Below are 25,921 nucleotides of genomic sequence, written 5' to 3' on the forward strand. Positions count from 1 at the left end.
CTGAAACTCAGTATGTTGTTTAAGAACTGAACAACATGGGGCTACCATGTCTTCTCATCGAATTAAGCAACAAAGCCTGTAAGATGCGAAAATACGGAGCTTATCCCATTCAGGGGCGCAGTATCGAGATATAGTCAATGTCGTATCCTCATCTATCTTCCAGCTGTAAGACGATGAGCGGTTCTGTTCTGCGGGTATATCGATAACGTCAGTCTTAGCCATTGCCAAAGCTGGCACTAACAGTAAAAGCGAAGCAAGTTTAGTTTTGTAGGGCGTCATTTCTGTATATCTTTTGGGTAGTTAGGGTGTGCATAATACACCAGAGTTTATAACTGCATCTATCCGTTGGCGTTCATCTAAAGTGGCCGTAAATCAGGATAGGGATGGCCACCAGCTAACTGGCAGCCAATGGAAAGTTAATAGCCGTTTGCTTTTCGTGGTAGCTTGGCAATCACCGCCAACACTTCATCACATAGCGCTTGGGTCATCTTCATAGGGTCAATGTCGTTAACGTTCACTAGGTGGCGAACGTCACGAATATCCCGAGCCAATTTGCAGCATTCTTGCCACTCTTTGAGCTGGTCAGTAACAACGCCATGTATCCTGGCAAACTCCGAATTGCTTCGGAAATTTGCCTTAATAAATTCGTCCAATGGGTAGATCGTCAGCATCGTTAAAACTGTTCTGCGTACATCTTTGTCATCTTCAGAAGGTGGCTAATATTGCGTAGCTGTTGATCGTGGGTTTCTTGCGTTTGGTCATCGTCCAAAATCAATGACTGGATGGAGACATCCCAATCAATGCCCTTTTTTTCAATCAAGTAAACCGCATCAGCTAGATAGGTTAAAAATTGATATTGAGAATCAATCTCCGTGTAGCTTTCTTTTGCTTTGTAAGTAATCTCATCAAAATAAGCAGAGAGTGAATCCCAAAACTTAACACTGCTACTTGCTGTCGTTTTCATCTCATAAAGATGACCGACACGTAGTTTGCTGTCAGTGAAAAGTCGTTTTAGCTGGTGGGCGTATGTACCTCTCTGTATTAGCACCATATCAGGGTTAATTAGTGGATTAGTGCTGCAAAACCCGTGAATTAGATTCATTTCTTAAACGGCTCCAACTGTTTGCTTGTGGCGTAATCCAATCCCATCTTTGGATTATGGCAACAACTTTTTATTCCGAACACGCAGCTTTATATCAATATATATTTTTTTGATGTTAAGGGGTAAATTAGCTATTGCATATCTTAATTTTGATATGGTAGTCTCGCCCCTCATTCCGAACACACTTAATCATTTGTAGAAAATGACCATAAAAACGTTCAATACCAGCAAAGGCACTATTGCCCTGTCTAACCACGGAGCAACAGTATCGATGGCCATTAGCCGCAACGCTGGCGCGGTAGCAAACGTGTGTGTGAGTTGGGTGTTAGGGAGTGCAGATGAGGCGAAAGCCTTTATTGAGGGCGCAGACGAAAAAGCGATACGAAATGAAATGCCTCGCTTTTCCATGTGTGCAGATGTGGTTAAACAACTAGACAAGGCACTGGCCAATGGCAATTCCAAAAAACCAGTTGAGCCTACTCATAGAGCTTATGGAAGCTCTACCGCTAGATGGAACGGTCTACGAAATGCCACTACAAGTAGAGTTTATCCCGCACGATGAAATCTACATCGGCTATTTCGATACGACCGTCATTGACCGCATGCAAGGGCTAGGAATTATCACGTTACTTGGGGTGCATGATGATGAGCGACAAGCTATCAAACTCAATGAGCGTGACGATTTTCTAGCAAGCTGGTCGGCGGGAGTGAGTGAGGCTCGCAACGGCTCAGATCTGCATTATGCAGACTACAACAACAACCAATATGCGTTTACTGCCGGATACGAGCACTGGCACAACCGCAACAAAAAGGCGTTAAAGGGAAGACTTACGCATTACTCAACAAGTAGAGAGTATCTATGTCATGGATTTATTGACGAGGATACGGGTGAAATTTGGCATCAATAACAAAAGGTAACTAACTATGACTTTGGGTAATCTACTTCTAGCAATTCTTGAACAGAGAACACAAACAGGCTATGACCTAACAAACCGAACAATGCCTGAATCTGGCGCATGGCAAGCTAGCCACCAGCAAGTTTACCGCGAACTCGGTCGCATGACCGAAAAGGGTTTAGTGTCACACGAAATTGAAGCGCAAGACGGTAAACCAGACCGCAAGAATTACAGCTTAACTCAAGATGGCGAGCGTGTTCTTAACCTTTTACGCAACGAATCTACATGCGATGACCTGTCTATCATTCGTAGTCCTGCATCGGTGATGCTGGAAATCGGCAGCGAGACTTACTTCAAGTCGTACATTGAAAAACTCAATCAAGAAATCACTCAACTTAAAGAGAAGCTGAACGCGCACCAGAAAGAGAAAGGCGTGTTCTGTGACAACTTCACACTGCATGTAGAGCGCGACATTGATATGCGCAAAGCAGAGCTTAAGTTTGCCGAACGTTCACTGTCTATGATCACTTCCTCAAACATTGCTACGGAGAATGCTGCGTGAAACCTCGCAAAGCCGTTTATCTTTTAGTTGGCTCGCCAGCGCTTAAACGAGCCAAAGAGTGTTTAACTCGAAATCAGCCTTGGGACTACGAGGGCAAGCTCATGAAGATCGTCAGTTTGGGGCAACTGATGCGTAACGATGACGGCAAGCCATACCATCGGGTTTTGATTGAGAGTTACTTTTGATAGGTACAAAAAAACCGCGAATAAACGCGGTTTTTTTGCGGCTGGCCTTAGCAAACAGTTCGAATCAGCAAATTCGAGTTACCAGCCTTTTCATGTTCCACCAGCAAATGTGAAACAAGAGCAAACAAATAGTAGGTGTTTTTAATGGCTTTGACAATAGCAGAGAAACTTCAAAGACGACGAGAGAAGCAAAAACAATCAATGGAACGGGCGCGCGCAAAGCAAATCGCCAAGATGAATGACCCCGAGGAACGGGAGAAGCGCTTCAAAAAGCAATTACAACAACAAGAGCGTCAGCGCCAGCGCCAAATCGAGCGCTTAAATGATCCCGAATATCAGAAAAAGCAGCGTGACAAACAGCAACAGCGCATCGAGCGCCAAAAAGCAAAGCCTGTAGTGAAGAAACCAACCAAAAAGATCGCCAGTAAGGGATTGAAAGGCCGAACGCCAACGGCAGAGGAAAGGCGCATTATGGATGCCATTGGCCGCTTACCATGTATCGCGTGTTGGCTGCATGGCCGAGAGAATCCGGTGATTTCCTTACATCATGTGTTTGGCCGTGTTGGAGAACGGGCGCATGCGTATGTATTACCCTTGTGTTGTTATCACCACGACACACTACTGGAAGCAGAAAAGCGCGAGCAATATCCAGATATGATACCGCTCCATGCGAAAGGGAAATACGGCGGTAAAGCGCAATGGAAGATCTACAACGGTACAGAGATAGAACTGTTGTTTAAGGTCTATAAGCTGGCGGGATTGTCACTTGAACTACTGGAAAATATTTATCCCAAGCATTCCGAACATTAATTAATATAAACACCATTAACGAGGCTAAAAAGCTTGGTTAATGGTGTTAAACTGACCAAGATTCCCCATCTTAAAAAGCGCGCTTAGAGGTCACAACATGGCACGAAAGCGCATAGCTGTACTTACTCTATCATCCGGCCAGCCACGGATTATGCTTGCTGGTGTGGATGATGGCCAACTCCATATCATCGAATGCCAGCAATTAGAGCGCTCTCTAATGAGCCTCAAACTTACCTTGCCTAAGAAGCTAGAAAAGCTCAAAAAAGGCGGTTTTATTGTGCTGGTGGACGAGGTTACGCCCTATTTTGCGAAGTATGGGCGCGCCGTTCGCTTATCCGAGCCGGACGCAAAAGGCAGACCGATCATTGTGTCGGCAATGGAAGCCTATAACTATCTCTCATCCCTAAATTCTATCACCTACCCGCCTAATGCTGGTGGCCGCTATGAAGTGTCGCCGTCCATCGTGGAAGAAGTACGGGGAACGGATGGCAAGCCAATGTACAACATCGACTGGTCAGAACTGCGCCCTGATACCTACGCGCTTATGTTTGTGGTCTATGCGGCCACACAAGACAGCCTTAGCGACACGGTAACGCTTAAGAGCTTGTTTGGCATGTTACGCAAGCCCAAGAAAGAGCCAGAAATGGCCTCGCGCGCGTTTGGACTGTTTAAGGCTAAAACGGGGCTAATCGCAGACGGTAAGTATCGTATGGGAGGTAATAATGAGTAAGTTATCCCGCCTCTCAGCAGAGAACATCGAGGACGATATTCTACGGGCACATTTCTTTGCCATCGTCATGGAATACGTCAACCGTTCGGGCAATACCGAGCTGTTTGAGTACACCATTCGACTTGATGAAACCTACCGTGCCGATCTGGCCTCTTATCGCGCCTATGGCACGGTTGAGCTTGATTGGCTAGTGAGTCTGGTTTGTGACGTAGACGATCCAATGAATCCGCTACCCGTTGGCCAAACTATCAAACTACCACCAGCAGCGTGGGTGCGCCGCTCTATGCGTCAATTCATGGACGAAATGGGGCTGTAACCTATGCCGAAGAAGTTTGAAGCGGAAAAACGGGATAACGGCTCATTTGCCAGCCTTGGCCTCAATGAAAAGCAGTTCAACCAGCTATTCAACAAGATTGAACAGGCGCAAAAGAAAAACCGCCGCAATGCCAAGCGAACGCTGACCGCCTCAACGCTGACCAAACCAACCAACAAGGCGTTAAAGGCGCTAGGCGAAAAGGCTAAAGGGCAACGGTTTACCAAAGAAGACCTGATCAAGTTCGACAAGGCTCGCCAGCGACACAAAGAGGTCTATGACAGCAAGACAGCGGGTATCACCTATGCCTTTTTGGTGAAGAACTCGCGTCAAATCGACGTAGACCGTGCAAACAACCGTGTCGATGACGGTACAGGCATTCACAAGGCCACGTTAATCGGTATTAAGAACAATATCGCGCTTATTCGTGTCCGAGCCTCAAGCGTATCGAAACATGAGGAACACCGAGTAAAGGTGCGTTTTGAGCAGTGGGATGAACTACTACACGAACCGCCTAATGGAGATTACAACCAAGCGGTGCAACTGGCGTGTGCTGGCCGTATTTCCTTTGATTGCGACTGTGGCCGTCACCAGTATTGGTATCGATACTTGGCCACTATGGGTAACTACTGCATAGCGCCGCCTAAAGAGTTTGCGTTCCCGAAAATCCGAAACCCTGAATTGTCCGGTGTGGCATGTAAACACGTTTTGAAAGCAACAACCATGCTGCAATCGCTGGCATGGCAACGCATCTTGGCCAACCAAATGAAGCAGCAAGCGCGCCGTGTTGGTTTTGGCTCAGATAACAAAACGTACTTGCTCAACGAACGCGAGAAGAAAGCTGCCGCACGTAACCGTAAAACGGTGGTGGATAAGGCCGCCGCTACGCGAGAACACGCGAAATACCTACGCGCTCAGAAAGCAATGGAAAAACAGATCGCCAAACAGAAACGGGAAAGCGAAACCATCAAGCGCCAAGCGCGCAAACTGCGTAAGGAGTCCAACGAGAAGAAAGGTTATATCGATATGATTAAGGTCGGCTTCCAGAACTTCCATGACGGCTACAAGCTGCAAGGAAAGACTAAGGGTGAAGCGCTAGCCGACTTCGCAAAATTGATGAACGTAACACCAAGCAGATTAGAGAGAATCATCAAGTGAGTGACGTAGTTAAACCTGTAGTAAGAAAGGTTCGATACCAAGGCCATGAGCCCTTTAATCGCGTTTTAAGGGAGGATTGGATTAAGGCTATCAAACTATCACCTGATCACTTTGAAGCGTCCCTGTATCGCCCTGTTGAGCCAGAATCGGCACCAACGGATGATAACTACCAAAGCGAGTCAGTATTAGAGCTAGAAACCAACCAAGACACGCTTACTTATAGCGATCCCGAGCTGGTGGCCGTGTTGGATTGTCCAGATGAGCAAGAGAACTTTTTCATGATGGATGATGGCGACGAAAACCTTGGCGAGTCCTTAGAGCCGCTAATGCTGCGTATTGCTTCGCACCATGTGCCTATCGGTAGTGTACTGGAATGGGATGAAGAAACCGCCGAGGGATTACGAACCGTGTGGTGGTACGTACACAAGGCCGTTGGCTATGGCACGGCGAACGTGGGCGTGATTTATATCTGCATACCAATGCGTGATTTTAACCAGCCACCAGCGAACTTACCGGAATTACCGGATAGTTCGATTGAGCCAGAACCGAAGCCAGAGCAGGAGGAAGATTTCTTACCAGAACCGGAAGAAAACTTACAAGACGGTGAAGTGATCGAGCTTTAACGTTAATATCAGCCCTATTCCAACCCATCCTTAAAGCGCCGCTCCAATTTTGGAGTAGGCTTGACCCCATCTTAAGCACCTTGTTATATGCTTGTACTGTGCCTATAATTTATGCGCACACACAATACGCATAGGTTACTGTTATGAGAAACGCATATAGTACGCAAGCACCCAAGAAAGCTACAAACTTAAGCTTAAATAGTGAGTTACTTGCTGAGGCTAAGCGCTTAAATATTAATCTTTCAGCAACAATGGAAAAGGCACTTGAGAAAGAAGTGAGTCAACGCCTGAAAGCTGAATGGTTAGAGCAAAATGCTGATGCCATTAATGCTTGCAACGAGCTAACTGAAAACCACGGACTATTTTCTGATTCTTACCGAGTATTCTAATGCCGCAATTTTTGCTATACAAAAACAACGATAAGAGCACTTCAACCGCATATCCATACTTTGTTGACGTTCAAAGTGAACTGCTTGATACATTGAACACTCGATTAGTTATTCCGCTAACGCCTACTGAGTTGTTAGAGAAAAAAGCGCCCAGTCATCTATGTCCGGTAATCCATATTGATGAAGGTGACTTCGTAATTCTGACTCATCAAATGGCAAGTGTACCAACCAAAATTCTAAGAGAGCCTGTAAACGATCTAAGCACTTTTAGAGACGAGATCATCTCTGCCATCGACTTTCTGATTACTGGCATATAACGTCCTGTTAAGGTGTGAGCAACGCATTACCGAATGCCGCCGCATGCACCTTAAACATCAAACGCAACGCAATTGGCTTGAGAGTTCACAAGATGTATTTGATGCGCATTACATTTATATGCGCCATTTTGATTATTTAGGGTTAATCGCGTCGAGGTGTATAATTTGCGCTCAAATCAGCCCTAGTCAACCCCATCCTTAAAGCGCCGCTCCAATTTTGGAGTGGGCATGACATTACAGACTAGCCGAAAGCAAGTGCCAGCCAGTGCCAAGCGCCTTAGCAGACTTGCACCTAACTGGTCATACGCGAACAACATTCTTAACTTTGGTTGCGGTAAGTTTCCCGACCTAACAGAAGAATACCTCACTAACTACCACAAGCAGATCATGACGGTCACTCACTATGACCCGAACTCGAAAGCGAAAGGCGTAGTGAACAATATTGCCGAAATTGACAGCTCAAAACGCCGTTTTTGCGTCATGTTATGCGCGAACGTACTTAACGTGTGCAAAGATCTCGATGCAGCGATCGCAGACATGGCCAAGATTGATTTTGATTGCGCGGTCATTCAAATCTATGAGGGCAACCGATCCGGTAAAGGCCGCAAAACGCGAGACGGCTACCAACGCAATGAGCCAGTATCGGCTTACCTCCCTATCCTAACGAGTAACTTCCACAAGTTCGATGTGACCTTACACCGAAGCGATAAGTGCATCACTATCGTGAAAGGCCGTAAGTATTACGAGCTGGACGATTTGGAGGACTAATCATGCAACTGGACGATGCGTTCTTTGAAATCCCATGCGATGTAGTGACATTCGATGGCAAGGTGGAACACACAGAGCTAACCGACATTGATCGTGCGGTGGCTGCCTTTTTCCAGAACGTGCTTGATTCCTTAGTTGTGACTGACACTAAACGGCGAGAGAACAGTGAGTTTTCTCGCTTTGTTGGCCGTGATAAGTCGAGAAAGATTTACTACGGCAACTTTAACGATCCAGTGTCATTCCTATCTAAGTTAACGGCAAAATTGGGCGACAAGGTGAAAGCAAACCGTAATGAGCTTTTACCTGTTTGCTACATCACGCGCGATCCGGTGATTGGGTTTGTTGATGGCGGGGAGTACGTCGATATTGCTGACTATGGCGAACTGGCCAATGAACAAGGCCAACCTTATGCCGTGATTAATAAGTCCTTTGTCGCGCTTACCTACCGCATTAATGCCCTAGCTTGGAACCAGTCTACCCTTAGCCGCCTAGCGCTAGGTTTAATGGTTTGGCTACGTCATACCAAGGGCAAGCGTAAGCATGTATTCAGAGCGAAAACCATGCTTGCTGGTGCTGAAATGGAAATCAGCATCGAGATACGTGACCGTAAAGATGCGATGACCGAACCCGCCGAAGTAGACCATGAAAATACTCGCCTGTTTGCTTCCTCAATCTCTTTTGAAGTGATTGCAGAGGTTTATGAGGCCGAGTCGATCACTGTCCGTCAGGGCGCGATTGGTGTGGGAGGTCGAGTCATTGAGTAACAAAGAATACTTTCTCGCCCAAAAAGTTGTCACCAACGGAAATGACATCACCATCGAGGACGTTCACTCGTTTACCTACATTGAGTGCGCTTCGATGGACGGCAATAAGCTGGTAATGGAAATCATGGATCAGGCTGCCGTTTATCGGGATGACTACGGGATTAAGCGCGGTTCAGAGATCGAGGTCACGATGGCCGATGTGAACGAGCGAGGCGATCAGGTTTGGATTGAAAAATTCATTGTGGCCAAGTCCACCAGCGCTGACGGCATGCTAACGGTTCAAGCGTTCCAAAAGGATGCGCACCTACTTAAAGAGCCAGTCACAACGCCTCGATTCTTTGTCGAAATGCAGCCTAGAGACATTCTGGCCGAGCTATTACCCGACCTAAAAATCGAATGTGACAGCTTTGAACGTGGCGCTACGTACCATTTAAACGCTGGTGGCACTAAGTCTCGCCTAATTCGAACAATGGCCAGAGATTACGGCTCAGCGGCGTTTATCTGCCGTGGTGTTATGCACTTTAAGTCGCTCAAGAACATGGATATGAGCGAGCAATTCAAGCTGGAACAGTCGAATCCAGAGGAAGCAGAGCACAGCATTGCGAACTACTCCATTATCGGAGAGGAAGCCCTGTTTGAGCGCGTTCTTAACCGTAACTATGCCTCTTGGGATACCGTCGAGGGCTTCCAAGGCGGTAAACGTTCGGGCGCTATGGTTATGGTTAGCGTTCCACAAGCCAAGGCGCTGAATAATCAACACATGGCCATCATCCCTATTTTGGATGTGGAGCTCACCGGAAATACCGCCTTTATGCCTCTTTCGGTGTGCTCAGTGCTATTCCATAAACGGCTACCCGCTACCGAGCTGGATGAATCCATGCCAGAGAAACAAATCATGAACCGTGTCGCCCATTGCCAACGTGGGAACCGGTATCAGTGTCGTATCGAGTTAGGAGTGCGAAATCTATGAGTGATTCGTCAGAGAACAGAACACGCACCAACGTCACTAACCGCTTGTTTGGTAGCTATCAGGCCGAGGTGGTTAATCCTGTCCATCCGAAAGGCTTGTACATGGTATCCGTTCGCTTGCTTGGCTATTGGGATGCTATCCCCGATAAAGATCTCCCCTTTGCCGAGTTTCTACTGCCATTAGGTGCAAAACCGAGTTGTGGCCAAGTCGTGCCAGTGGAAAAAGGCGATCTGGTTTGGGTGGATTTTCCTCGCAATGGCGATACCCGTTATCCCCGTATTACCGGATCGCTTTACTACGCGCCTAACTACGAATCGTACCTACCAAGCGAGGTGAACGGCGAAGCCTATCAGCCTAAACGAGCCGAGGGTGAACCCGAGCCACCAGCCTATGACCGCAAAGATGCGCTCTTTGTGCGATTTGGTTTGCGCGAGCTCATCACGCATCAAGGCGGCTACTCAGTAACGCATACCCAAAGCGGCACGGCCATTGAAATCACACCAGATGGCCAATGTGTTATCCACGTCGAGGGCAATGCGTTTCGCAGCTCAACAGGGAACACATTGGAGCAAGTCGGTGGCGCACTAACTATCAAAGTGAAAGGCGATGCAAACATCGAGGCGGGTGGTAATGCGACCGTTAAAGCGTCCGGTAAAGCCAACCTAGAGGGCAATGAAGTGACCATTAAAGCGAGTGGTAACGTCAATATCGACGCTGGTGGCCAGTTCGCTGTTAAAGCTGCCGCAGCTCCATTTACATTAGGGTAATGCACTATGCCAGCCGTAGGAATTGTAGGGAGTGTAGATAGTGGTCATGGTGGCTTTAGTCTAGGTGTTTTTGTTACTGGTCGGCCACTACTGACCGTGAATGGAATCAATGTATTAGGTACGGGTGATATATCCGTCATGCACGTAAAACCAGATAACCCGCCGCACGTTGGCGTTATTACTGGTAGTTCAAAACTTACTGTTAATGGCGTTCCGGTCGCCGTGGTAGGCGATGCCCTTGGGTGTGGCGCTACGCTGGTGAACGGTAACGACTTGATGACGATTGATTGAGGCAATTTGATGTTAGACACACAAGAGCAAATCGAGCAGTTTCGCCAGTTTTTAGACTTAGGCGGCCTCAAGGAAGCGGAGAACCTTACCCGAGGCAAATCCCTTAAGGTGAAGTGTGAAAGCTTGTCAGAGAAGCTATCAGGCTGCGTGAGCGAGGATATTGAGGACTACCAAGGCGCATCAAAGCTAGTCGCAACGCTTAAGGGCTTAAATGACTCAGTGAGCGCGACCGTGGCCACGTTAACGCAATGGAATGAGCACCTAGTGTTGATCACCGACCCAACCGACCTCGAACAAGTGTCTATTGGTGTGAACGTCAAACACAAGGTAGATGGCACAGAGGACAACGTACCCGCTCCGAGTATCTTGCCAATTACCAGCAAGGAAGAACTGAAAGCGCTTGAGGCAGTGATCGACGGTCTTTCTGGCCATGTTGATGAAGCCGTGTCCCTAATGACGCAAATCAATGGTGCGTTAACGCCACCAGCGCCACTAACGGGCGGTAGTGGCTCAGATGGTGGTGCAACCTTACCGCCGCCAGTCTTGCCGCCAGAACTGGCCAACAAGGCCGATGCACTAAATGAGGTAATGGCTCCCCTTGCTGGTGGTGTGGCCAGCTCAAGCAAAGTGATTGAGGCAATGATCATTGCGTCAAAAGAGGAACGTACTTTAGCGCTGGACTACTTCACTAAGGCGATTTCGTTTACCATTTGTAGCAACCAGACGAAAAAAACGAGCATCAAATACGCGACAGAACAGGTATTTAGACTGTAGAATGCTTTTGTTGCTAATCCCTTTCCTATTCGCACTAGAAAAAGACAAAATGAGTTATTCAGTTTATTTAAACGCATATGAACTATGCGGATTAATGTCGCTTATCATCGTACTGGCAATTAACCTATTTAGAGCTCGAAACGAGCTTAAATCCACCAAAGCGCGCCTATCCTTTGTGGTACGCAAAAGCCTTAGCGTCGATGGCGAGTACATGTACGATGGATGCCGGATGAACGTGATATTTGATGCGGTACGATACAACGGAAATCAGTTTTACTTGATGCGCAACGATCAGGTAATGGCCAGCTTCCATGTAGAGCCGTATCGAGTAAGCCCTATTATTGATTACTTTAAATCAAACAAGATAGAGCCAGTTCAAAACCGACCATAATCCAAGTAAAGCCAGCGTTCGCGCTGGTTTTTTTCTATGCGACAGGCAAAAAAAAGCCGCGACAGTGAGATGGTTCGCGGCAAGTGCAGAAGCTAAATTACAGGCTTGTAAAGTTGAATGAAGTTAAAACACTCATCCAGTGTCAATGACCGCAGCTCGACTAGGACAACGAGCTGACCTAAATAATATATTTCCTATTCCGAACAGAGTCAATCCCTAACCCTATGTTAGTTAACTTGAGTTTGGAAATCCGAAAATGAAAAAAGTCTGTATTATTGTTGGTCATAGCTTCAAAGATGGTGGCGCATACAATAAATCATTCGGAATTAATGAATACACATACAACCATCCCCTAGCCAGCTTATTGGCTGCCGAACTGCATAAGCGCGACATTCTTCCAGTGATCATGTATCGAGATACCTACTCACGCATGATCGATGACGTGAACGGTTCGGGCGCTAACTACGCCATCGAGTTACATTGTAACAGCGTGGCCAATAAGGACGTTCAAGGCTCAGAGACATTGCATTGGCATAAGTCGGACAAGAGTCAAGCACTTGCTCAGCGCCTACAAAAAGCGGTGGCTGGACTTATCGGACAGCGTGATCGTGGCCTTAAGCCTATCTCGAACACTGGTACTGATACTCGCGGTTGGCGTTTCTTGATGAAAACCAAAATGCCAGCCGTGATTTTGGAGCCGTTCTTTTTGTCTAACGACGAGTCGTTACAAAAGGGATTGGAACTGCGCGAAAAGCTAGCCGTAGCACTGGCAGAAGCGTTCGCAGAACACATTAAAGAGAGCAACTAATGATGGGACTAGCAAAAGTGTTTACAAGTAGTCTATTTAAGAGCGCCACCAGCGAGAAAGTAGGTGGCATTATCCACGAACTGACCGAGTTTGGTGATCGTGTGTTTACCAGTGACGAAGAACGCAAAGAGTTTGCCTACAAACTGGCAGAGCTTGAAGCGGCCAGCTCTAACACATTGGTGCGTACTGGACGCGCCGCTATGATGTGGAGCATCGCGCTGGTGGTCGTTTATCAACTCATTGTTCGTGACTTTTTGGCCGTTTTCTATGGGGTTGAGCTTCCAAGCATAGAGACTGACACACAAGAGCTACTAAGCAACGTGTTCGGCTTTTTGGCAGGAACCCTATAACAACTGAAAATTTTTTAAATTTTTTTTAGATGCCCTTTCCTATCCCCTTTTCTCTCAACAAAAACACACGATCAACGACATAGAAATCCCCTGTCGTTACCATTCCCACAAAAGCGCACAAAAAGAAATAGATTCATTATATAACAATAATTTAAACGAAACTTTACCCCTATTTTTTTCGCAATAAATCTTAATTACTATCCGAAATTGAGCGAATTTTTACCGCTTTCCTGCGGCTTAATCATTCCGAACGCACCCAATAAATAACTAAGGTTTATTTACATGGCAGATAAACGTTCTAACTTCAACAAGCGCATTGAGGCGATCCATTTAGGCGCACAAGCAATGCGCAATCTGTGTATCGAATCCCAATTCGATTCACAAACAGGCATATTTCTAACTGACGACAATTCTCGTGGCGCGGCTATTTTGTCAGCCATTGCGAATGAGCCTATGTTCGAGTCAGTGTCTCAAGAAACAGCGATTAGCATCGTATCAGGCATGCAGTCTGCGGTGCGTGAATACGAAAATACTTACGGCCACCTACCTAGCGATGAGCTAATGGCATCTGCTCACGCAACTATGCGTAACATGATGACACTAGACGGCGCAAAGCGTGACGGCTCAACAGGCGCAATGATGCTTGAGTCTATCGGTCAATCTCTATCAACATCTGAGGGTGTTGAAATTCGTGCGAAGATGGTTGGCCTAGTGCTTCCTGTTCTCCTTGAGACAGCAACACTTGACGCTGTAACCATGATCCCAGCAGGTGCGAACGAAGTTGAGATCTTCAAAGTTTACCGCCGCACTGGCTCAAATTTTGGTGACTTCGCAGCGGGGACTGAAATCGACCAAGCAACGGTTGGCCAATACTCGTCTATGCGTCAGCGTTACAAGTTTGTCGATGAACAGCAACCAGACGGCACTAAGACAACTCATGTGTTTGACTCTAAGACTGACCTAAAACACACCAAGTTTGAGATCCCATTCACTAAGACATCTGTTTCCCTATTTATTAACCATAAACGTGTGGCTCGCGACCTAGACAGCAACGGTAGTCAAATAATGACAGGTACTCACAACGGTATGGTTATTAACTGTCAGATAGACCATGCAAAGGGCAAAGTTACCGTGACTCCAACATCAGCCCTACCAGCAGGGACCGTTCTGCACATCGAGTTCGAAGTAGACATTGAAAGACGCCCTGACCTTATCCCAACGATCGACCATGATATGGACTCTCGTATACTGCGCCCACGTCAAAACGCAATCGCAGCAGACGCGACTATTCAAGCGATGTTCACAATGCAACGCGAGTTTGGCCAAGATCTGAAATCTCTACAGATGAGCCACATGCGCAACACATTGGCATCGGAAAAAGCGACTCGCCACCTAGTAGATATGGACTTTGCTTGTACGCGCGAAGAAACATTCAATATCTACGTATCGGCTGGTGAAGATTGGCGTCTACATCGTGAACGTCTAAACGAAGTTCTTCTAAACGTTTCTACGAAGATCCTACAAGCGACTCGCACAACTGGCATGACAGGTATCTTTGCTGGTACTGGCGCGTCAACAATCCTTAAGTCACTAGGTGCTCCATATTTCGTAGCTCCGGCTAACTACCAACAGAAAAACGCTATCCACTACGCAGGCAAGTTGTTCGGCATGTGGAAAGTGTTCGAGTGTCCGGTAGTGATCGGTACGAACGACATGCTTTGTTACGGTCGCGGTTCTTCTCACTCAGAAGCGGGCTACGTAGCAGGTGATGCAATCGCAGCAACCATGTACACGCATCCAATCGGTAAAGGTCTAGTAGCGTCTAACACGCTATACGAACTGGCCTACGGCGAAATCCATCCATTCGACGGAGAAGACTACTTCTACCGCGTGAAACTTATCGATGAAGCTCCTGTAGAAGCAGCGGCATAAGGCAAGTAAGCGGCAGTCTTACGGGCTGCCGCTCTTGGGGGATTCGATGAAAGAAACGATCGTTTTAATCACCAACCACACACCAAAGGAAATCACGGTACAGGGTCGCGTTATGCCGCCACTGGCCAAAGATTTCCCTCTCTCAGTTTTCAACGTGAACCGCTTCAAACACGAAGTGGAAGCGGCCTATCCAAACGGCCTCGTTTCGGTTCGCCTTGAGCCAACGGTTTTACCAGAAGTTCAAAAGCAACCAGACACAGCCACCAGCGATAACGGCACAGCGCTATCCGCGCTTGAGCTTAGTGCAAGCGTTGAAAAAGCACTGATTAACCACGGTGTGACAACGGTTGAGCAACTAACCGAAATGACGAAAGACAACGTGATTGCGGTGAAAGGTATTGCTCAAGCGGGTTTGCAAGAAATTGTAGACCAGCTTGCAGCACAGGATCTAACGCTGAAAGAGACAGATAATGAGTAAGATTGAATTTTCAATGGATAACGTCTCACAAGTTGCGGTTTCGCCAATTAACGCTGACTCGACAACTAAGCAAGGCACTGGCTCTAACCAGCTAGTGTTTGGCGGTGTGATTGTGTCTAAAAAAGGTAAGCCGTTCGAAGTGATTCAGGTAACGGCGGCTAACTTCCTAGACAAGCTAGGTAAGCCTTACCACTCAAGCCTTGGCAAATTGGCTGACGGCATGCGCGTTCTTGATGAAGCCTTGCGCGGCGGTAATGGCCTTGTGGTTCGTGTCGTACCAAAAACGGCAACCTATCCAGCTATCAAGCTAACCAAACCAGCAGACGAAGTGACAATCACTAACGAAGCGATCAACTACTCGGCTGACCTGTCACTTGAAGATGGCGAATTTTTAGCGATCGCTATCAAAGACGGTGCGCAATCCGATAACCGCTCTATCACGCTTGCGAAAGCAGACGAAGCGACTTACGGCGCTGGCATGTTCACTCTTACCCTAGAGGAAGAACAGGCGGCTGGTGGCTCTGTAGTGCTAGAAGAATGGGTTGTATCCCTAGAGCCTACAGCAGTAGATCAAATGGGTAGCGCTGCGTTTATCGAGACTGTTCTTGAAGAACGTTCGCAGTACCTAACTTGTCGCATCGATGCAGAAGTAGCGAAACGCGAAGTTACTGCAATTGCGAAAACCAAATTCACTGGCGCGACCAACGGCAATATTAGCGACATTACGGCTGACGATTACCAGAAAGCAGTGAAAGCACTACGCACTACCGTTTACAGCTTTAACTACGTTTGTGGTTTGGGCTGCTACGACACTGCGGTAATCACTGACCTTGCGCAAATCTGTAAAGACAAACGCATTTCTGGCTACTTCGATGTTGATCCTCGCCTAACGCACGAAGCGGCATTGGAGTTCAAAAAAGGTCTGAACTTCAACAACCATCGCGCTTCATTCGTGCATATCCCTTACCAAGCTAAGTGTCGTTTCTACGGCAACATGGCGGTATGGGGCGGCTCGGGTATCGGCTTTGCAGCTAAAGCGCTTGGCGTTGCTAAGACCTCTCCGGTCGGCGGTTGGCACTACACACCAGCAGGTGTTGAACGTGCTGTTATCCAACGTACTGGCCTAAAACCAATCCAAGGTGCTGGCGAGCCTAACTACCAAGAAATGTACAAGGCACGTCTAAACAAACTAGGCACAGACGAAAACGGCAACCTGTTCATTGATGACTCTCTAACGTCATCTGCGGCTGAAAATTACCTACGTTTTGAGCAAGTCGTGTCTATTGCTGACGCTATCTCACGCGACTTCTACGCACTAGGTAATCGCCTAAAACACCAACCTGACGGTGCAACGCTTGAGGGTCTAACTGACGGTATGGCCAGCATCCTTGAAGGCTATGAAGCCGTTGGTGCGCTAGTGACACCTCGTAATCCAGCACAAGACGGCGAGAACGCTTGGACGTTGGAAGTTAAGCAAGTCGAAATCGACTACTGGAAAGTCACTTGGTCGTTCTGTCCAACTGGCTCAGCGCGTCGAATCCTTGGTGAACCTGTACTAATCCGTTAATCAACAAAGAGCAAGAATAGAATGAAATCAATGTTTTCTGAGGGTTCTGTTCTTGCTCGCCCATTTGTGATGCCACAAGTGGCCGAGCAGGAACAAACTGAAACTGCATTTTTTGAGTCTGTAACAGAAGACCAACTTCTTGAGTCAATCAACCGTGCATCAAACATCATGGCTCGCCAAGACGCAGCAGCGGCTTGTGTTCAGTGGGTTAACGGTGGTGACAGCTCAATCGACAACCTAGACGCAATGCTATTTGGCATGGCTGGTGGCGATGACGATACCGAGCTAACCGATGGCCAAGCAGCACTATACGAATCGCTACAAGAAGCGGCTAGCGAGTTCATTGCTCAAGTTGGCCAGCCAAAAGAGGGCGACATGCTAGAAGCACTGGAAGATCCAGAAGCAGCAGATCGCATCTTTGAATCCCTAGAGCGTGGCCTAGACAACGTGGACTCAGACGAAGCGATTGCAGAGTTCGCCGTTCGTGAATCCATGATGCTTGAAGCGCTTAAGAAAGTGATCCGTGATGGCAAGGTAACTTACATCAAAACGAATCGCCGTAAGCGCCGTATGAGTGCAGCACAAAAAGCAGCACTTAAGAAAGCGCGCGCGAAAGCTCACAGCTCAGCGGCTAAAGCAGCTCGCAAAAAGTCTAACCGCATGCGCGATTCTCGCGGTATGGACAAGTAAGGGTAAGCAATGGCTGTAATTGTCGGCGTACCTAATGATGATGGCGTGTCTATCCACAATAAATGCGCCATTACACAAGTCATAGGCGGTCAAGAGGTTACGGTCATTGGTTACATGACTAATGAGTGTCAGCTTGCCTTTAGAGCGATATGGGAAGCGCCGTTTGAGGGCGATTCCGTGGGTAACATCAATGCCCTAGATAAAACGTCCTCAGTCGCGCAAACCGTGTCGGATAAGACGAGTAAAACACTATGGAACAGTCAGCAAGTTTGGCAAGGAAACGAACCGCCAGAAATCACAGCAACGCTGAAATTTGTCGCGTTCACCAATGCCAAATCAGAGGTTAATGATCCCATTAAATACCTGGCTCAGATGATAAGTCCCGAGCTGCAAAATACTGTTCCAGTCAGTTCCGATGGCCTTGGTGGCCGTGTTCCAAGTGATGCGCGATTCAAGATTGGCAAAGCGCTCAATCTACCCATGCGTATTAGCGAGGTGAGTTATGACATTAACGCACCTAGGACGCGAGACGGGAATTTCGCTTACAACACGGTAACTATTACCGCCGCTCCTAAGCAAATGATTAATCAGTCACAGATTCCGAATCACTTCCAATAGAATAGGTGTAATTATGGCCGGAGCATTTAACGCAAAAGGCGATATGAATTTCTTAAAACAGAAATTCACTAAGAACGTCCAAGCTGGCGAAAAGATGATGGGTACAGAGTTCGAGATGAAAATCGAAGAATACCCTAATCTTAGCGTTTTGGTGCGTTCTACTCAGTTTCCAGCAATGGGTCGTGCAGACGTAGAAGATTTTGGCCAAATGGGCTTGGGCTACATCCAAAATGGTGCGCTTGAGAACAAAGGCGAAATCGCGGTGACGTGCGTAGAAACGATCACAGGTACAGTGCTAGAAATGCTACGTGAGATCGTTCGTGAAAAGAAAATGGTCACTGTCGTTATCGAGTCTACGCCTGAATCAACTAAGGGTAAGGGTGCAACCTCGCATCGATTCCGTTTGGAGCACGTAAAAGTACGTTCAGACGTGATCGACCTATCGACAGAAGATTCAGCAGCACTTGTTAAGCCAGCTATCACACTGCAATACAACTGGGTAGATTTCTAATCGCCAACCAGTCCTATTCTATTCCCTACAAAAAGGCCGCCAGTTTGGCGGCTTTTTTGATGCTCTTAAGCTTTGGTTAGCCTATCTTTCAAGTCGGCTGGTGCAATGTAGGTATTCTCGTTGCCATCCTTTGATTTGAACAGCAATTTCAGCTCCACCAGCTTCTCAAGATACTTGCGCGCAGAGGTATGAGACACGTCAAAATCAGACTGGATTTCCTTAACAGAAAAGACACGTCCGGCTGTTTCTAATCCCTTGGCCAGAATCACAATGTGCGGCAGTTTCAACACGCTCTTAAGCTTGGACTCGCCTAGCAGCTCGCGCACCTCTCTCGTATCTTCAATCTTAGATTTGATGTACTCGTTAAAGCGCTCAATCGCATTGATGATGACCGTTAGCTGGTAGTCCACAAAGTGCGTTAAGTCATTGTCGTCCGTTTCGGTGTAAACGTAGCTTCTAACGTACTTGGATGGCGCGCTCTTAAGTGGCGCAGAGATCGAGACGTACTTAAAGTTCTCATAACCATGCTTAAGGATGGACCAGTAGAAAAGCGCCCTAGCCGTTCTCCCGTTGCCGTCCATGAATGGGTGAATGTAGCCAATCATGAAGTGCAGAATACAAGCCTTAACGATTGGGTTAATAAAGTTGGTGCTGGTGGTATGGTCGGTGTTGGCGAAGTCACATAGTCGCTCGATGAGCTTCAAAACGTGCTCATGTTCTGGCGCTTCATGAATAATATCGCCAGTGGCCACGTCTCTAACCATGACTGCATCCGTTCTGTATTGGCCAGCAACGTGCTCATTCTCTAACACTCCATCGGTGGCGATGCCATTAAACCCGCTAATCAATTCTGGTGTGAGCTCTACATCCTTAAGTTCATCGGCCATCATGATCAAACGCCAGTTATTGATAATCATCCGTTCGGAGTCATCTTTAGGCTCACGTTCTGTTTCAAGCATTTCCTTGGCCACCTTGCGCGTTGTGGCTGCTCCCTCCAATTGAGCGCTGCTAATGGCTTCTTCCATAATCACGCTTTTCACTAGGTGTGCCTTTTTGTCTTGAGCAGATAGCGGCAAATCTTCTAGTTTAAGCTGTTTATCGATGCGGAATAGCTTAGCGTCGAGACTGGCGGCACTAAGCTGGAACGGATTGCCATTTTCATCAACAAGCGAAATGTCGTTAAGGCCACGTCTAATTTTTAGGGCATGCCAAGCGTAACCCTTTTGATCGCCTTTAAACTCTTTTGAACGGTACTGAAAGTCGTTCCAATGCAAGTAATTACCGCTGCTATCAAATCCGTATTTAATTGGATCTAGTTTGCGGATTAGAGAGGCAACTTTACTGAAATCGGCTGGTAATTCTGGTGGGATGCTGACTCCCGCTATCTTTTTGCTCATACCGTGAAACTTTTTTAAAATGTTTAATATATCTAGTATTGCACACAGGCAGCGGGAGTCAATCTCTTATCCATCTGGGAGTTTCAAGGGGTGTAATGCTTTTCTGAATACTTTCAATAATACAGTTACCCCCTTAACTTCCATCCCAATCGATCAATATTTTATGCCAGTGATCAACAACTGTCGGTAGACAGTAAAGTTCAAAACCTTTCGAATAGTTGGCTTTTCAGGAAGTCACTCTCAAATTCACTTCGTAACACTTATAAGTGCCCCAAAACCTGTTGTGGCTGACCTCGGCAACCACGCCTTGTCACCGAAACAAGTGATGAACCAAAGTATGAGCATAGATTTTCTGTTAACTTTTATATGCAAAAAGTAATGCTGGTCAAAAGTTAAGAACTAGCGCCTATTAACCTAATCAAACATTTATATATACACAAATAAAAACTAACTACTAAGTAAGGTAGATAATGTCACGAAAAAAATTTATGGAATCCTACGGCGCAACTAATCGCAACGCTCGGTATGGCTGGGCCTTTGTGAATCACGAAAAAAAGGAAGTATATTTTGGTGCGTGGGATGTCAATACAAACGGAAACAGAGCGTTGATTTTTTCAATGGCCTGGGAGTTCAATAACGAAGGGCGTAGGGTTAATGCATTTGGCGAAGCTCTTGAGTATATAAAACTAGTAGAGAATGAAGGTTATTCATTAAGAACATTCCCAATAATATGGGATGAAGATAACGACGGTTACGCAGATACAGGCAGCGCCAAGATAAAAGAGTATATTGAAGAAGTCTCTGACATGTCTCTAGATATTGTTGGCGGTGATTACTATGCGGTTGGTAACCATAAAGCAAAGCACTCTAAAATGCCTTTACCCAACGTAGCACAAGACATCGATGGTATATTCGGTACTACTACAAATAAGACTGAGCGCGAAAGCCTAGTACTTTCTCGTGTTGGACAAGGGCAATTTAGACAAAACGTCATCAACGTTTGGGGTAATGGTGAGAGCTGTGCGTTAACCCTTACACCGGTGCGCGAGATATTAATTGCATCTCATATAGTGCCTTGGTCTAAATGCGAAAGTGATGAGCAGAGGCTTGATGGGGCAAATGGTATTCTACTCTGTGCTCATATTGATAAACTCTTTGACGCGCACCTGCTAACCTTCACAAAGAAGGGCTCGAAGTACATATCTCAGTTGTCACCCAACCTTGATACTTCACTGTTAAAAGGTTTGGGAATTCAAGGTGGTGAAGAACTTTGTTCTGAAGAGATCAGTGGACAGCATCGTGATCGATTCGAAAAGTATTTAGAAGTGCATAACAACGAGTTCAACTTCAAGATCTCACAGACTCGCTAAACTATCACTATCTCGATCATTTGGAGTTTAAGTATTCTAATTAAAGAGCCCTACTTGATTCGTCGCGGTGATTGTAAACCAAATACAAATGGTAAAGAGTTCACTTATTTGGATATGAGTATTGACGGCTTTCTCTAAGAGAAGGAAGCGTCACTCAGTCAAGGATTTGAGGTTTCAGATGATGTTATCCTTTCAGCTTCAACAAAAGAGGCAATTAAGCAATATAAGTCAAACTTTGTATATGTCTCAGAAGAGTATATGAACTCGAACTTAATTACAGCAGCTCCCTTGCTCTTGGTTGAGGTGTATAGGTCGGTTTGTCGTCGTTTGTCAAAGCGCTAACAAAGCGTTTAAGACTGATTCACAACGCTTAGCATTTTGGGTTTGATTCAGATTAAGTGCATATGGCACAATGACTTAGGCCGGGTGGTCGCGTTATTCACCACTTAACAAGGCGTTATAAAGCTCGAAGAAAAAGGACATTTCGTGGAAATTCGAACAGGTAAATTTGAAGATGTTGCTGGCATTACCGACATCTTTAACTTTTATATTGAACATACCAATGCACGCTTTGAGGAATTTCCATTTACTCTGGAAAATCGTCAGGAATGGTTCTCTCAGTTCTCTAGCACTACCAAATATCAACTATATGTGGCCGTAGAAAACAACGTGTTGCTAGGTTTTGCATGCTCCCAAAAGTACAGAGAAATTTCAGCTTTTGACGACACTGTAGAAGTGACCGTTTATCTGGCACAAGAGGCCAAAGGGAAAGGTTTAGGTTCTAAGCTGTATACTCAGTTGTTTTCATCCATTAGTGCTTATGGTGTCCATCGTGTATTGTCGGGTGTTGCACTACCAAACGACGCATCAGTAGCATTACATAAACGGTTTGATTTCAGAGAAGTCGGTGTTTTCAATGAGTATGCTAAGAAACATGGGCAGTACATCAGTTCCGTGTGGTTAGAAAAGGCGTTTAACGTAAAGCCCGCTTTATAACAAACAATTCAAGAGGGATTCGTAACGCGTGGCATTTTTACTATGCGTTGATTTCAGTGATTAAGGTGGTCTGCTGTGACATAGGTGTTGCGTTACTCACCCCTTAATTGGGCGTTAGTATTCATGGAGAAAAAGAATGTCTCATAAAACAGAAGCTCGTTACTGTTCAGATTGCGGTACGGATACTCATCACGTAGTTGTCTTGGTCAGAAAACCGAGTGCTTTTAAAGATGCCAAAAATCAGAAGTTTAAGGAATTTATAGCAGGCGCGATTAAAGGCTGGGCTCTTGGAGCATTTGTTGCTTCTATGGATGAGTTTGAGCGTCACCTAGTTTGTGAAAAGTGCGGCAAAAAGACAGTAGAAAGTTAGCAGCCTAATAACGTAGAAAATTTATAGTATGACTTGGTGCTGAATGCTAACAAACGCTTTAAGACGGATGTGCAACGCGTGGCACTTTTACTACGCGTTGAACTTGTTGATTAAGTGGGTATGCGATGGTTTCGATCTTGCGTTATTCACCCCTTAATCGGACATTAGGTGATAAGCTAGTTCTTTTAGATTAAAGCCACAACCACTTACTTCATTTCATAATTGGTCATGGAGTTTTATTATAAGTTTTCGTTAATCTTTTTTAAACATGGCTGAATCCGTATCAAACCAAGGGCGGTACGCATTTTCACCAAGACCATCCCATGATCGGATAGTTCTAACTGTATCGCCATCAGGATATATATCTTTATCTGGGTTTAATGAACTTAACCATGCCCAATCCTCATCCCATTTAAACTCAATTTCAAAATCACCATCAGGATGAACAATAAAGCGAGCTTTGTTCCAAGCCTTGCTCTGCTCTTTACTAGACATTAAATCAAATAAGTCACTAAAGGCATCGTCAAGTTCAATGTTGTCAGAACTATAGATGTCGAGATCCTTCACATCATCTGAGTTAGCATCTACCAAGTAACGATCTTGAAAATACACCGCTCTAGTAGAAAGGTTCATAGCAATATCAACCCAAGCTACACACCACTGTTCGGGAACCACCTCCAAGATAGCTCCTCCAATATGGTTATAAATTTCTTCTGCTGTTGAAAACATAAATTTACCTTAATTCTTAAATACCAAACGATTGGTGGAACCACCATCTACAGTCCACATAGCAATAAGCTTAGAAGGCGTCGAACCCTTACTATATTTGATACGAATATCCACTTCTACGCCTTTTCCCTCATCTAGGTCTGCAGCCCATTCCCTTTCCATCTGCCGCCACTCACCATGTCGATTCTGCTCCTTCAGTTGAGGCACCAGATTCACTTTTTCAGCTGGTCCTTGGAATAGAGTAGCAATGAGGTGACCACCATCATAGTTTGGGTCATCCCCTCCATACTTTGATTGAGTAGATGAATTACGGTGCAGTTTATCACGCATAGATTGATTTTTAATGGGAGACTTTTGCAGTTTCCCCGTTACTCGTATTGTTCTACCTTGTGCATCGGTTTCGTAGGTGTACGTTACTGGGCTTCCTTCATGAGTTGAGGTTACCTCATATAGGGTATTCGGTGCAGGAGGTTCTAGTTCACTCGCCCACGATCCCTGTTTCCCTTTTATGCCAGAAGCTTGTCCTGCACTAACCTTAACAATTGGTTTCTGCTCACGGGGAATATTCTCAACTGAATCATTAGTTAGTGAGTTTGTCTGTGTCGCAGAGCATGTAGCACTTTTAGGTTTTGGCGTAGAAGCTTGACTGCCACTATCTCCTATGAGCACTGTTGGGTTTCCAATTACTATTTTACCGCCGTGAGCTGTTCCGTCCCCCATACGAGCTGCGGGCTTTCCATTGATAAACACCGAACTAGAGCCTTGGCTTATGGAATCTGGTGGACCAACACAAACAAGACGGTCCCCTTTTCGAGCCGCAGGTAACCCACCAATTTTAACATTGGGTGAACCAACGACTACAGGGCCGCCCACATGAGGAACTTTAGCGGTAACTTTGGGGCAAATGTGCATTGATGTTATTGTTGCGGCGGGTTTCCCCATGATAACTCCTTTCTTGTAGACTTGGTTGCATATATTATTCCTGATAGGACATCTATGTTCTGTGGCTGGTGTAATATTTGGAGTCACATCACCTTACAAACTGTTTAAGAGTGATTCCCAACACTTGGTAGTTTTCATTCCACCGTTGGGTTTCTTGTTTACGGGTGTATAGTTAAGTTTTGTGGTCGCGTTGCTAACACCTTAACAGGGCGTTAGCCGTCAAAGCACACAAATAGGAAAGGAGTCCTAAATTGAAAATCGCATTGGTCACTGGTGGTTCAAAAGGAATCGGTTTGTATTCAGTTCTTCGGCTCATGAAGCAGGGATATCAAGTTATTACGTGCTCTCGTTCGAAAGAGGTTTGGTTAAATGCCATGCAAAAATATCCAGAATTAAAACCTGTCGATTACCATTCGATTGATATAGCCGATGAGCAACAACTCACATTGCAGAATGCTACGGGAAGTTGGATGTAGCGGTCAACAACGCTTCTCCGGCTCTTGCTTCTAGAGGCTATCTGCCACAAGTTGATGTACCACTTCTCAAAGAAACACTTCATGTTGATTTTTTGTGTCAAGCTTTGTGTTTAAGGTCTGAACTAAAACTAATGGAAGCAGGCGCATCCATAGTAAATGTAAGCTCTATAAATGGTCTTAGGCCAACACCTAATGCATCAATGTATAATGCTACTAAACATGCTCTTGAGGGGCAGACTAGATCTGTTGCCCTAGAAAGCATCAAATCTGGAGTTCGAATCAATGCGGTTGCTCCCGGTGTAACGTGCACGCCCCGATGGGAAGAAAGGCAATTTGAAAACTCTAATATCCGCGCTGATGTTTCTGACGTAGAACCAATCAATCGCTTTGGATAAATCGACGAAATCGTCAATGCGATTGAATTTTTATTATCAGATAAAGCCAGCTGTATCGTCGTTCACACGCTGGTAGTTGATGGTGAGCTATCGTTGGCATGAGCGGCTAACAAACAATTCAAGAGTGATTCGGCATGTGTGGAATTTTTTACTATGCGTTAGTTTTATTGTTTAGGCGGCATCGGTATTGCGTTGCTCACACCTTAATGTGGCGTTACTTTTCCATGTTTCAGCCAATCAGTTATATCCTATTTTAGTAATATAACTGACAAGGTTCTGTCCAAAAATGAGCTTAAAAGCAAACAATCTTTGTTGTACTTTTTTGGCTCTTTGAAAATGGTAAATCTCTGAAAAACGATCAAACTTTAGCTTCAAAAATGGCCAGCTCTACCAGTTTTAGTACAAAACCGATCAAACATTATTGACTCCTGACACACAGGAACTAAGCCGAACAGAAAGAGGAATGGCACCAAGTGAGGAAC

33 protein-coding genes and 2 pseudogenes are annotated in these 25,921 nt (G+C 45.9%); 29 read left to right on the plus strand and 6 right to left on the minus strand.

What is annotated here, in order from left to right; genetic code table 11:
- Nucleotides 1-416: 416 nt before the first annotated feature.
- Nucleotides 417-671, minus strand: a complete 255-nt coding sequence (locus R7P72_RS17825; RefSeq protein WP_140203153.1) for a hypothetical protein — start codon at nt 669-671, stop codon at nt 417-419.
- Between the two features lie 2 nt (nt 672-673).
- Nucleotides 674-1,102 (minus strand): hypothetical protein, encoded by a 429-nt coding sequence (locus R7P72_RS17830; protein ID WP_213986441.1) that lies wholly within the window; start codon nt 1,100-1,102, stop codon nt 674-676.
- A gap of 449 nt (nt 1,103-1,551) precedes the next feature.
- Here R7P72_RS17830 and R7P72_RS17835 point away from each other — a divergent pair, with 449 nt between their 5' ends.
- From R7P72_RS17835 to R7P72_RS17955, 25 genes are all read left to right on the plus strand, one after another.
- The gene (locus R7P72_RS17835) at nt 1,552-2,010 is read left to right on the plus strand and encodes a hypothetical protein (RefSeq protein ID WP_048626724.1); all 459 of its coding nucleotides are present in this window, start codon (nt 1,552-1,554) and stop codon (nt 2,008-2,010) included.
- Nucleotides 2,011-2,026: 16 nt separating this feature from the next.
- Complete coding sequence (locus tag R7P72_RS17840) at nt 2,027-2,560, plus strand: PadR family transcriptional regulator (RefSeq protein ID WP_054866672.1); 534 nt, start codon at nt 2,027-2,029, stop codon at nt 2,558-2,560.
- Nucleotides 2,557-2,745 carry a hypothetical protein gene (locus R7P72_RS17845; protein ID WP_213986443.1) on the plus strand — a complete coding sequence of 63 codons (189 nt, stop codon included), beginning with the start codon at nt 2,557-2,559 and terminating at the stop codon, nt 2,743-2,745. Before R7P72_RS17840 ends, R7P72_RS17845 begins: the two co-directional genes overlap by 4 nt.
- Nucleotides 2,746-2,889: 144 nt before the next feature.
- Nucleotides 2,890-3,555, plus strand: a complete 666-nt coding sequence (locus tag R7P72_RS17850; protein WP_213986444.1) for a Ref family recombination enhancement nuclease — start codon at nt 2,890-2,892, stop codon at nt 3,553-3,555.
- A gap of 97 nt (nt 3,556-3,652) precedes the next feature.
- Nucleotides 3,653-4,285, plus strand: coding sequence for a hypothetical protein (locus R7P72_RS17855; RefSeq protein WP_213986445.1), 633 nt, complete (start codon nt 3,653-3,655; stop codon nt 4,283-4,285).
- A complete protein-coding gene (locus tag R7P72_RS17860; protein ID WP_074518809.1) occupies nt 4,278-4,601 on the plus strand; it encodes a hypothetical protein in 324 nt (107 codons plus the stop codon). Before R7P72_RS17855 ends, R7P72_RS17860 begins: the two co-directional genes overlap by 8 nt.
- 3 nt (nt 4,602-4,604) lie before the next feature.
- The gene (locus R7P72_RS17865) at nt 4,605-5,756 is read left to right on the plus strand and encodes a phage tail protein (protein ID WP_213986446.1); all 1,152 of its coding nucleotides are present in this window, start codon (nt 4,605-4,607) and stop codon (nt 5,754-5,756) included.
- The gene (locus R7P72_RS17870; protein ID WP_213986447.1) at nt 5,753-6,379 is read left to right on the plus strand and encodes a hypothetical protein; all 627 of its coding nucleotides are present in this window, start codon (nt 5,753-5,755) and stop codon (nt 6,377-6,379) included. Before R7P72_RS17865 ends, R7P72_RS17870 begins: the two co-directional genes overlap by 4 nt.
- Before the next feature lie 143 nt (nt 6,380-6,522).
- On the plus strand, nt 6,523-6,768 hold the full coding sequence (locus tag R7P72_RS17875) for a type II toxin-antitoxin system CcdA family antitoxin (protein WP_017420672.1): 246 nt from the start codon (nt 6,523-6,525) through the stop codon (nt 6,766-6,768).
- On the plus strand, nt 6,768-7,085 hold the full coding sequence (locus R7P72_RS17880; RefSeq protein ID WP_169629034.1) for a CcdB family protein: 318 nt from the start codon (nt 6,768-6,770) through the stop codon (nt 7,083-7,085). The genes R7P72_RS17875 and R7P72_RS17880 overlap by 1 nt, the downstream gene beginning before the upstream one ends.
- A 228-nt stretch (nt 7,086-7,313) precedes the next feature.
- Nucleotides 7,314-7,853 carry a hypothetical protein gene (locus tag R7P72_RS17885; RefSeq protein ID WP_069497720.1) on the plus strand — a complete coding sequence of 180 codons (540 nt, stop codon included), beginning with the start codon at nt 7,314-7,316 and terminating at the stop codon, nt 7,851-7,853.
- Nucleotides 7,854-7,855: 2 nt separating this feature from the next.
- A complete protein-coding gene (locus R7P72_RS17890; RefSeq protein WP_213986448.1) occupies nt 7,856-8,617 on the plus strand; it encodes a hypothetical protein in 762 nt (253 codons plus the stop codon).
- Nucleotides 8,610-9,587 (plus strand): hypothetical protein, encoded by a 978-nt coding sequence (locus R7P72_RS17895; RefSeq protein ID WP_213986449.1) that lies wholly within the window; start codon nt 8,610-8,612, stop codon nt 9,585-9,587. The genes R7P72_RS17890 and R7P72_RS17895 overlap by 8 nt, the downstream gene beginning before the upstream one ends.
- Nucleotides 9,584-10,354: a hypothetical protein gene (locus R7P72_RS17900; protein ID WP_024703862.1), complete on the plus strand. Its 771-nt coding sequence runs from the start codon at nt 9,584-9,586 to the stop codon at nt 10,352-10,354. The genes R7P72_RS17895 and R7P72_RS17900 overlap by 4 nt, the downstream gene beginning before the upstream one ends.
- 6 nt (nt 10,355-10,360) lie before the next feature.
- A complete protein-coding gene (locus R7P72_RS17905; protein ID WP_213986450.1) occupies nt 10,361-10,645 on the plus strand; it encodes a PAAR domain-containing protein in 285 nt (94 codons plus the stop codon).
- 9 nt (nt 10,646-10,654) lie between these two features.
- Complete coding sequence (locus R7P72_RS17910) at nt 10,655-11,419, plus strand: hypothetical protein (RefSeq protein ID WP_213986451.1); 765 nt, start codon at nt 10,655-10,657, stop codon at nt 11,417-11,419.
- Nucleotides 11,420-11,468: 49 nt separating this feature from the next.
- On the plus strand, nt 11,469-11,810 hold the full coding sequence (locus tag R7P72_RS17915; RefSeq protein WP_213986452.1) for a hypothetical protein: 342 nt from the start codon (nt 11,469-11,471) through the stop codon (nt 11,808-11,810).
- Between the two features lie 256 nt (nt 11,811-12,066).
- Complete coding sequence (locus R7P72_RS17920) at nt 12,067-12,618, plus strand: N-acetylmuramoyl-L-alanine amidase (protein ID WP_213986453.1); 552 nt, start codon at nt 12,067-12,069, stop codon at nt 12,616-12,618.
- Entirely contained in the window at nt 12,618-12,968 is a 351-nt protein-coding gene (locus tag R7P72_RS17925) for a hypothetical protein (RefSeq protein ID WP_213986454.1), read from the plus strand. The genes R7P72_RS17920 and R7P72_RS17925 overlap by 1 nt, the downstream gene beginning before the upstream one ends.
- Before the next feature lie 282 nt (nt 12,969-13,250).
- Entirely contained in the window at nt 13,251-14,900 is a 1,650-nt protein-coding gene (locus R7P72_RS17930) for a hypothetical protein (protein WP_213986455.1), read from the plus strand.
- Nucleotides 14,901-14,946: 46 nt separating this feature from the next.
- Nucleotides 14,947-15,378: a DNA-directed RNA polymerase subunit alpha C-terminal domain-containing protein gene (locus tag R7P72_RS17935; protein ID WP_042522739.1), complete on the plus strand. Its 432-nt coding sequence runs from the start codon at nt 14,947-14,949 to the stop codon at nt 15,376-15,378.
- The gene (locus tag R7P72_RS17940; RefSeq protein WP_213986456.1) at nt 15,371-16,945 is read left to right on the plus strand and encodes a hypothetical protein; all 1,575 of its coding nucleotides are present in this window, start codon (nt 15,371-15,373) and stop codon (nt 16,943-16,945) included. The genes R7P72_RS17935 and R7P72_RS17940 overlap by 8 nt, the downstream gene beginning before the upstream one ends.
- 21 nt (nt 16,946-16,966) lie before the next feature.
- The gene (locus tag R7P72_RS17945) at nt 16,967-17,635 is read left to right on the plus strand and encodes a hypothetical protein (RefSeq protein ID WP_213986457.1); all 669 of its coding nucleotides are present in this window, start codon (nt 16,967-16,969) and stop codon (nt 17,633-17,635) included.
- 9 nt (nt 17,636-17,644) lie between these two features.
- Nucleotides 17,645-18,253: a hypothetical protein gene (locus R7P72_RS17950; protein ID WP_213986458.1), complete on the plus strand. Its 609-nt coding sequence runs from the start codon at nt 17,645-17,647 to the stop codon at nt 18,251-18,253.
- Nucleotides 18,254-18,266: 13 nt separating this feature from the next.
- Nucleotides 18,267-18,764 carry a hypothetical protein gene (locus R7P72_RS17955; protein WP_042522736.1) on the plus strand — a complete coding sequence of 166 codons (498 nt, stop codon included), beginning with the start codon at nt 18,267-18,269 and terminating at the stop codon, nt 18,762-18,764.
- 65 nt (nt 18,765-18,829) lie between these two features.
- Here the strand turns inward: R7P72_RS17955 and R7P72_RS17960 are convergent, their stop codons facing one another.
- Nucleotides 18,830-20,161 (minus strand): Fic family protein, encoded by a 1,332-nt coding sequence (locus R7P72_RS17960; protein WP_213986459.1) that lies wholly within the window; start codon nt 20,159-20,161, stop codon nt 18,830-18,832.
- A 470-nt stretch (nt 20,162-20,631) separates the two neighbouring features.
- Between R7P72_RS17960 and R7P72_RS17965 the strand changes: the two genes are divergently transcribed.
- The 3 genes from R7P72_RS17965 to R7P72_RS17975 all read left to right on the plus strand — a co-directional run bounded on the left by R7P72_RS17965 (nt 20,632) and on the right by R7P72_RS17975 (nt 22,897).
- Nucleotides 20,632-21,531, plus strand: a complete 900-nt coding sequence (locus R7P72_RS17965; protein ID WP_213986460.1) for an HNH endonuclease — start codon at nt 20,632-20,634, stop codon at nt 21,529-21,531.
- Between the two features lie 486 nt (nt 21,532-22,017).
- Nucleotides 22,018-22,527, plus strand: a complete 510-nt coding sequence (locus R7P72_RS17970; RefSeq protein WP_213986461.1) for a GNAT family N-acetyltransferase — start codon at nt 22,018-22,020, stop codon at nt 22,525-22,527.
- A gap of 136 nt (nt 22,528-22,663) precedes the next feature.
- The gene (locus R7P72_RS17975) at nt 22,664-22,897 is read left to right on the plus strand and encodes a hypothetical protein (protein WP_213986462.1); all 234 of its coding nucleotides are present in this window, start codon (nt 22,664-22,666) and stop codon (nt 22,895-22,897) included.
- 252 nt (nt 22,898-23,149) lie between these two features.
- Here R7P72_RS17975 and R7P72_RS17980 read toward each other — a convergent pair whose 3' ends face one another.
- The 3 genes and pseudogenes from R7P72_RS17980 to R7P72_RS17990 form a co-directional block, all read right to left on the minus strand.
- On the minus strand, nt 23,150-23,626 hold the full coding sequence (locus tag R7P72_RS17980) for an immunity protein YezG family protein (RefSeq protein WP_213986464.1): 477 nt from the start codon (nt 23,624-23,626) through the stop codon (nt 23,150-23,152).
- A 9-nt stretch (nt 23,627-23,635) separates the two neighbouring features.
- Complete coding sequence (locus R7P72_RS17985) at nt 23,636-24,295, minus strand: DNA/RNA non-specific endonuclease (protein ID WP_309303823.1); 660 nt, start codon at nt 24,293-24,295, stop codon at nt 23,636-23,638.
- Nucleotides 24,284-24,568: pseudogene (locus R7P72_RS17990) on the minus strand (PAAR domain-containing protein); the annotation flags it as partial. The gene R7P72_RS17985 and the pseudogene R7P72_RS17990, both read right to left, overlap by 12 nt.
- 251 nt (nt 24,569-24,819) lie before the next feature.
- Here R7P72_RS17990 and R7P72_RS17995 point away from each other — a divergent pair.
- Nucleotides 24,820-25,541, plus strand: a pseudogene (locus tag R7P72_RS17995) (SDR family NAD(P)-dependent oxidoreductase).
- Nucleotides 25,542-25,921 lie beyond the last annotated feature (380 nt).

Origin of the sequence: Vibrio sp. Vb0888, from assembly GCF_033338835.1 — a bacterium.
GTDB lineage: Bacteria > Pseudomonadota > Gammaproteobacteria > Enterobacterales > Vibrionaceae > Vibrio > Vibrio alginolyticus.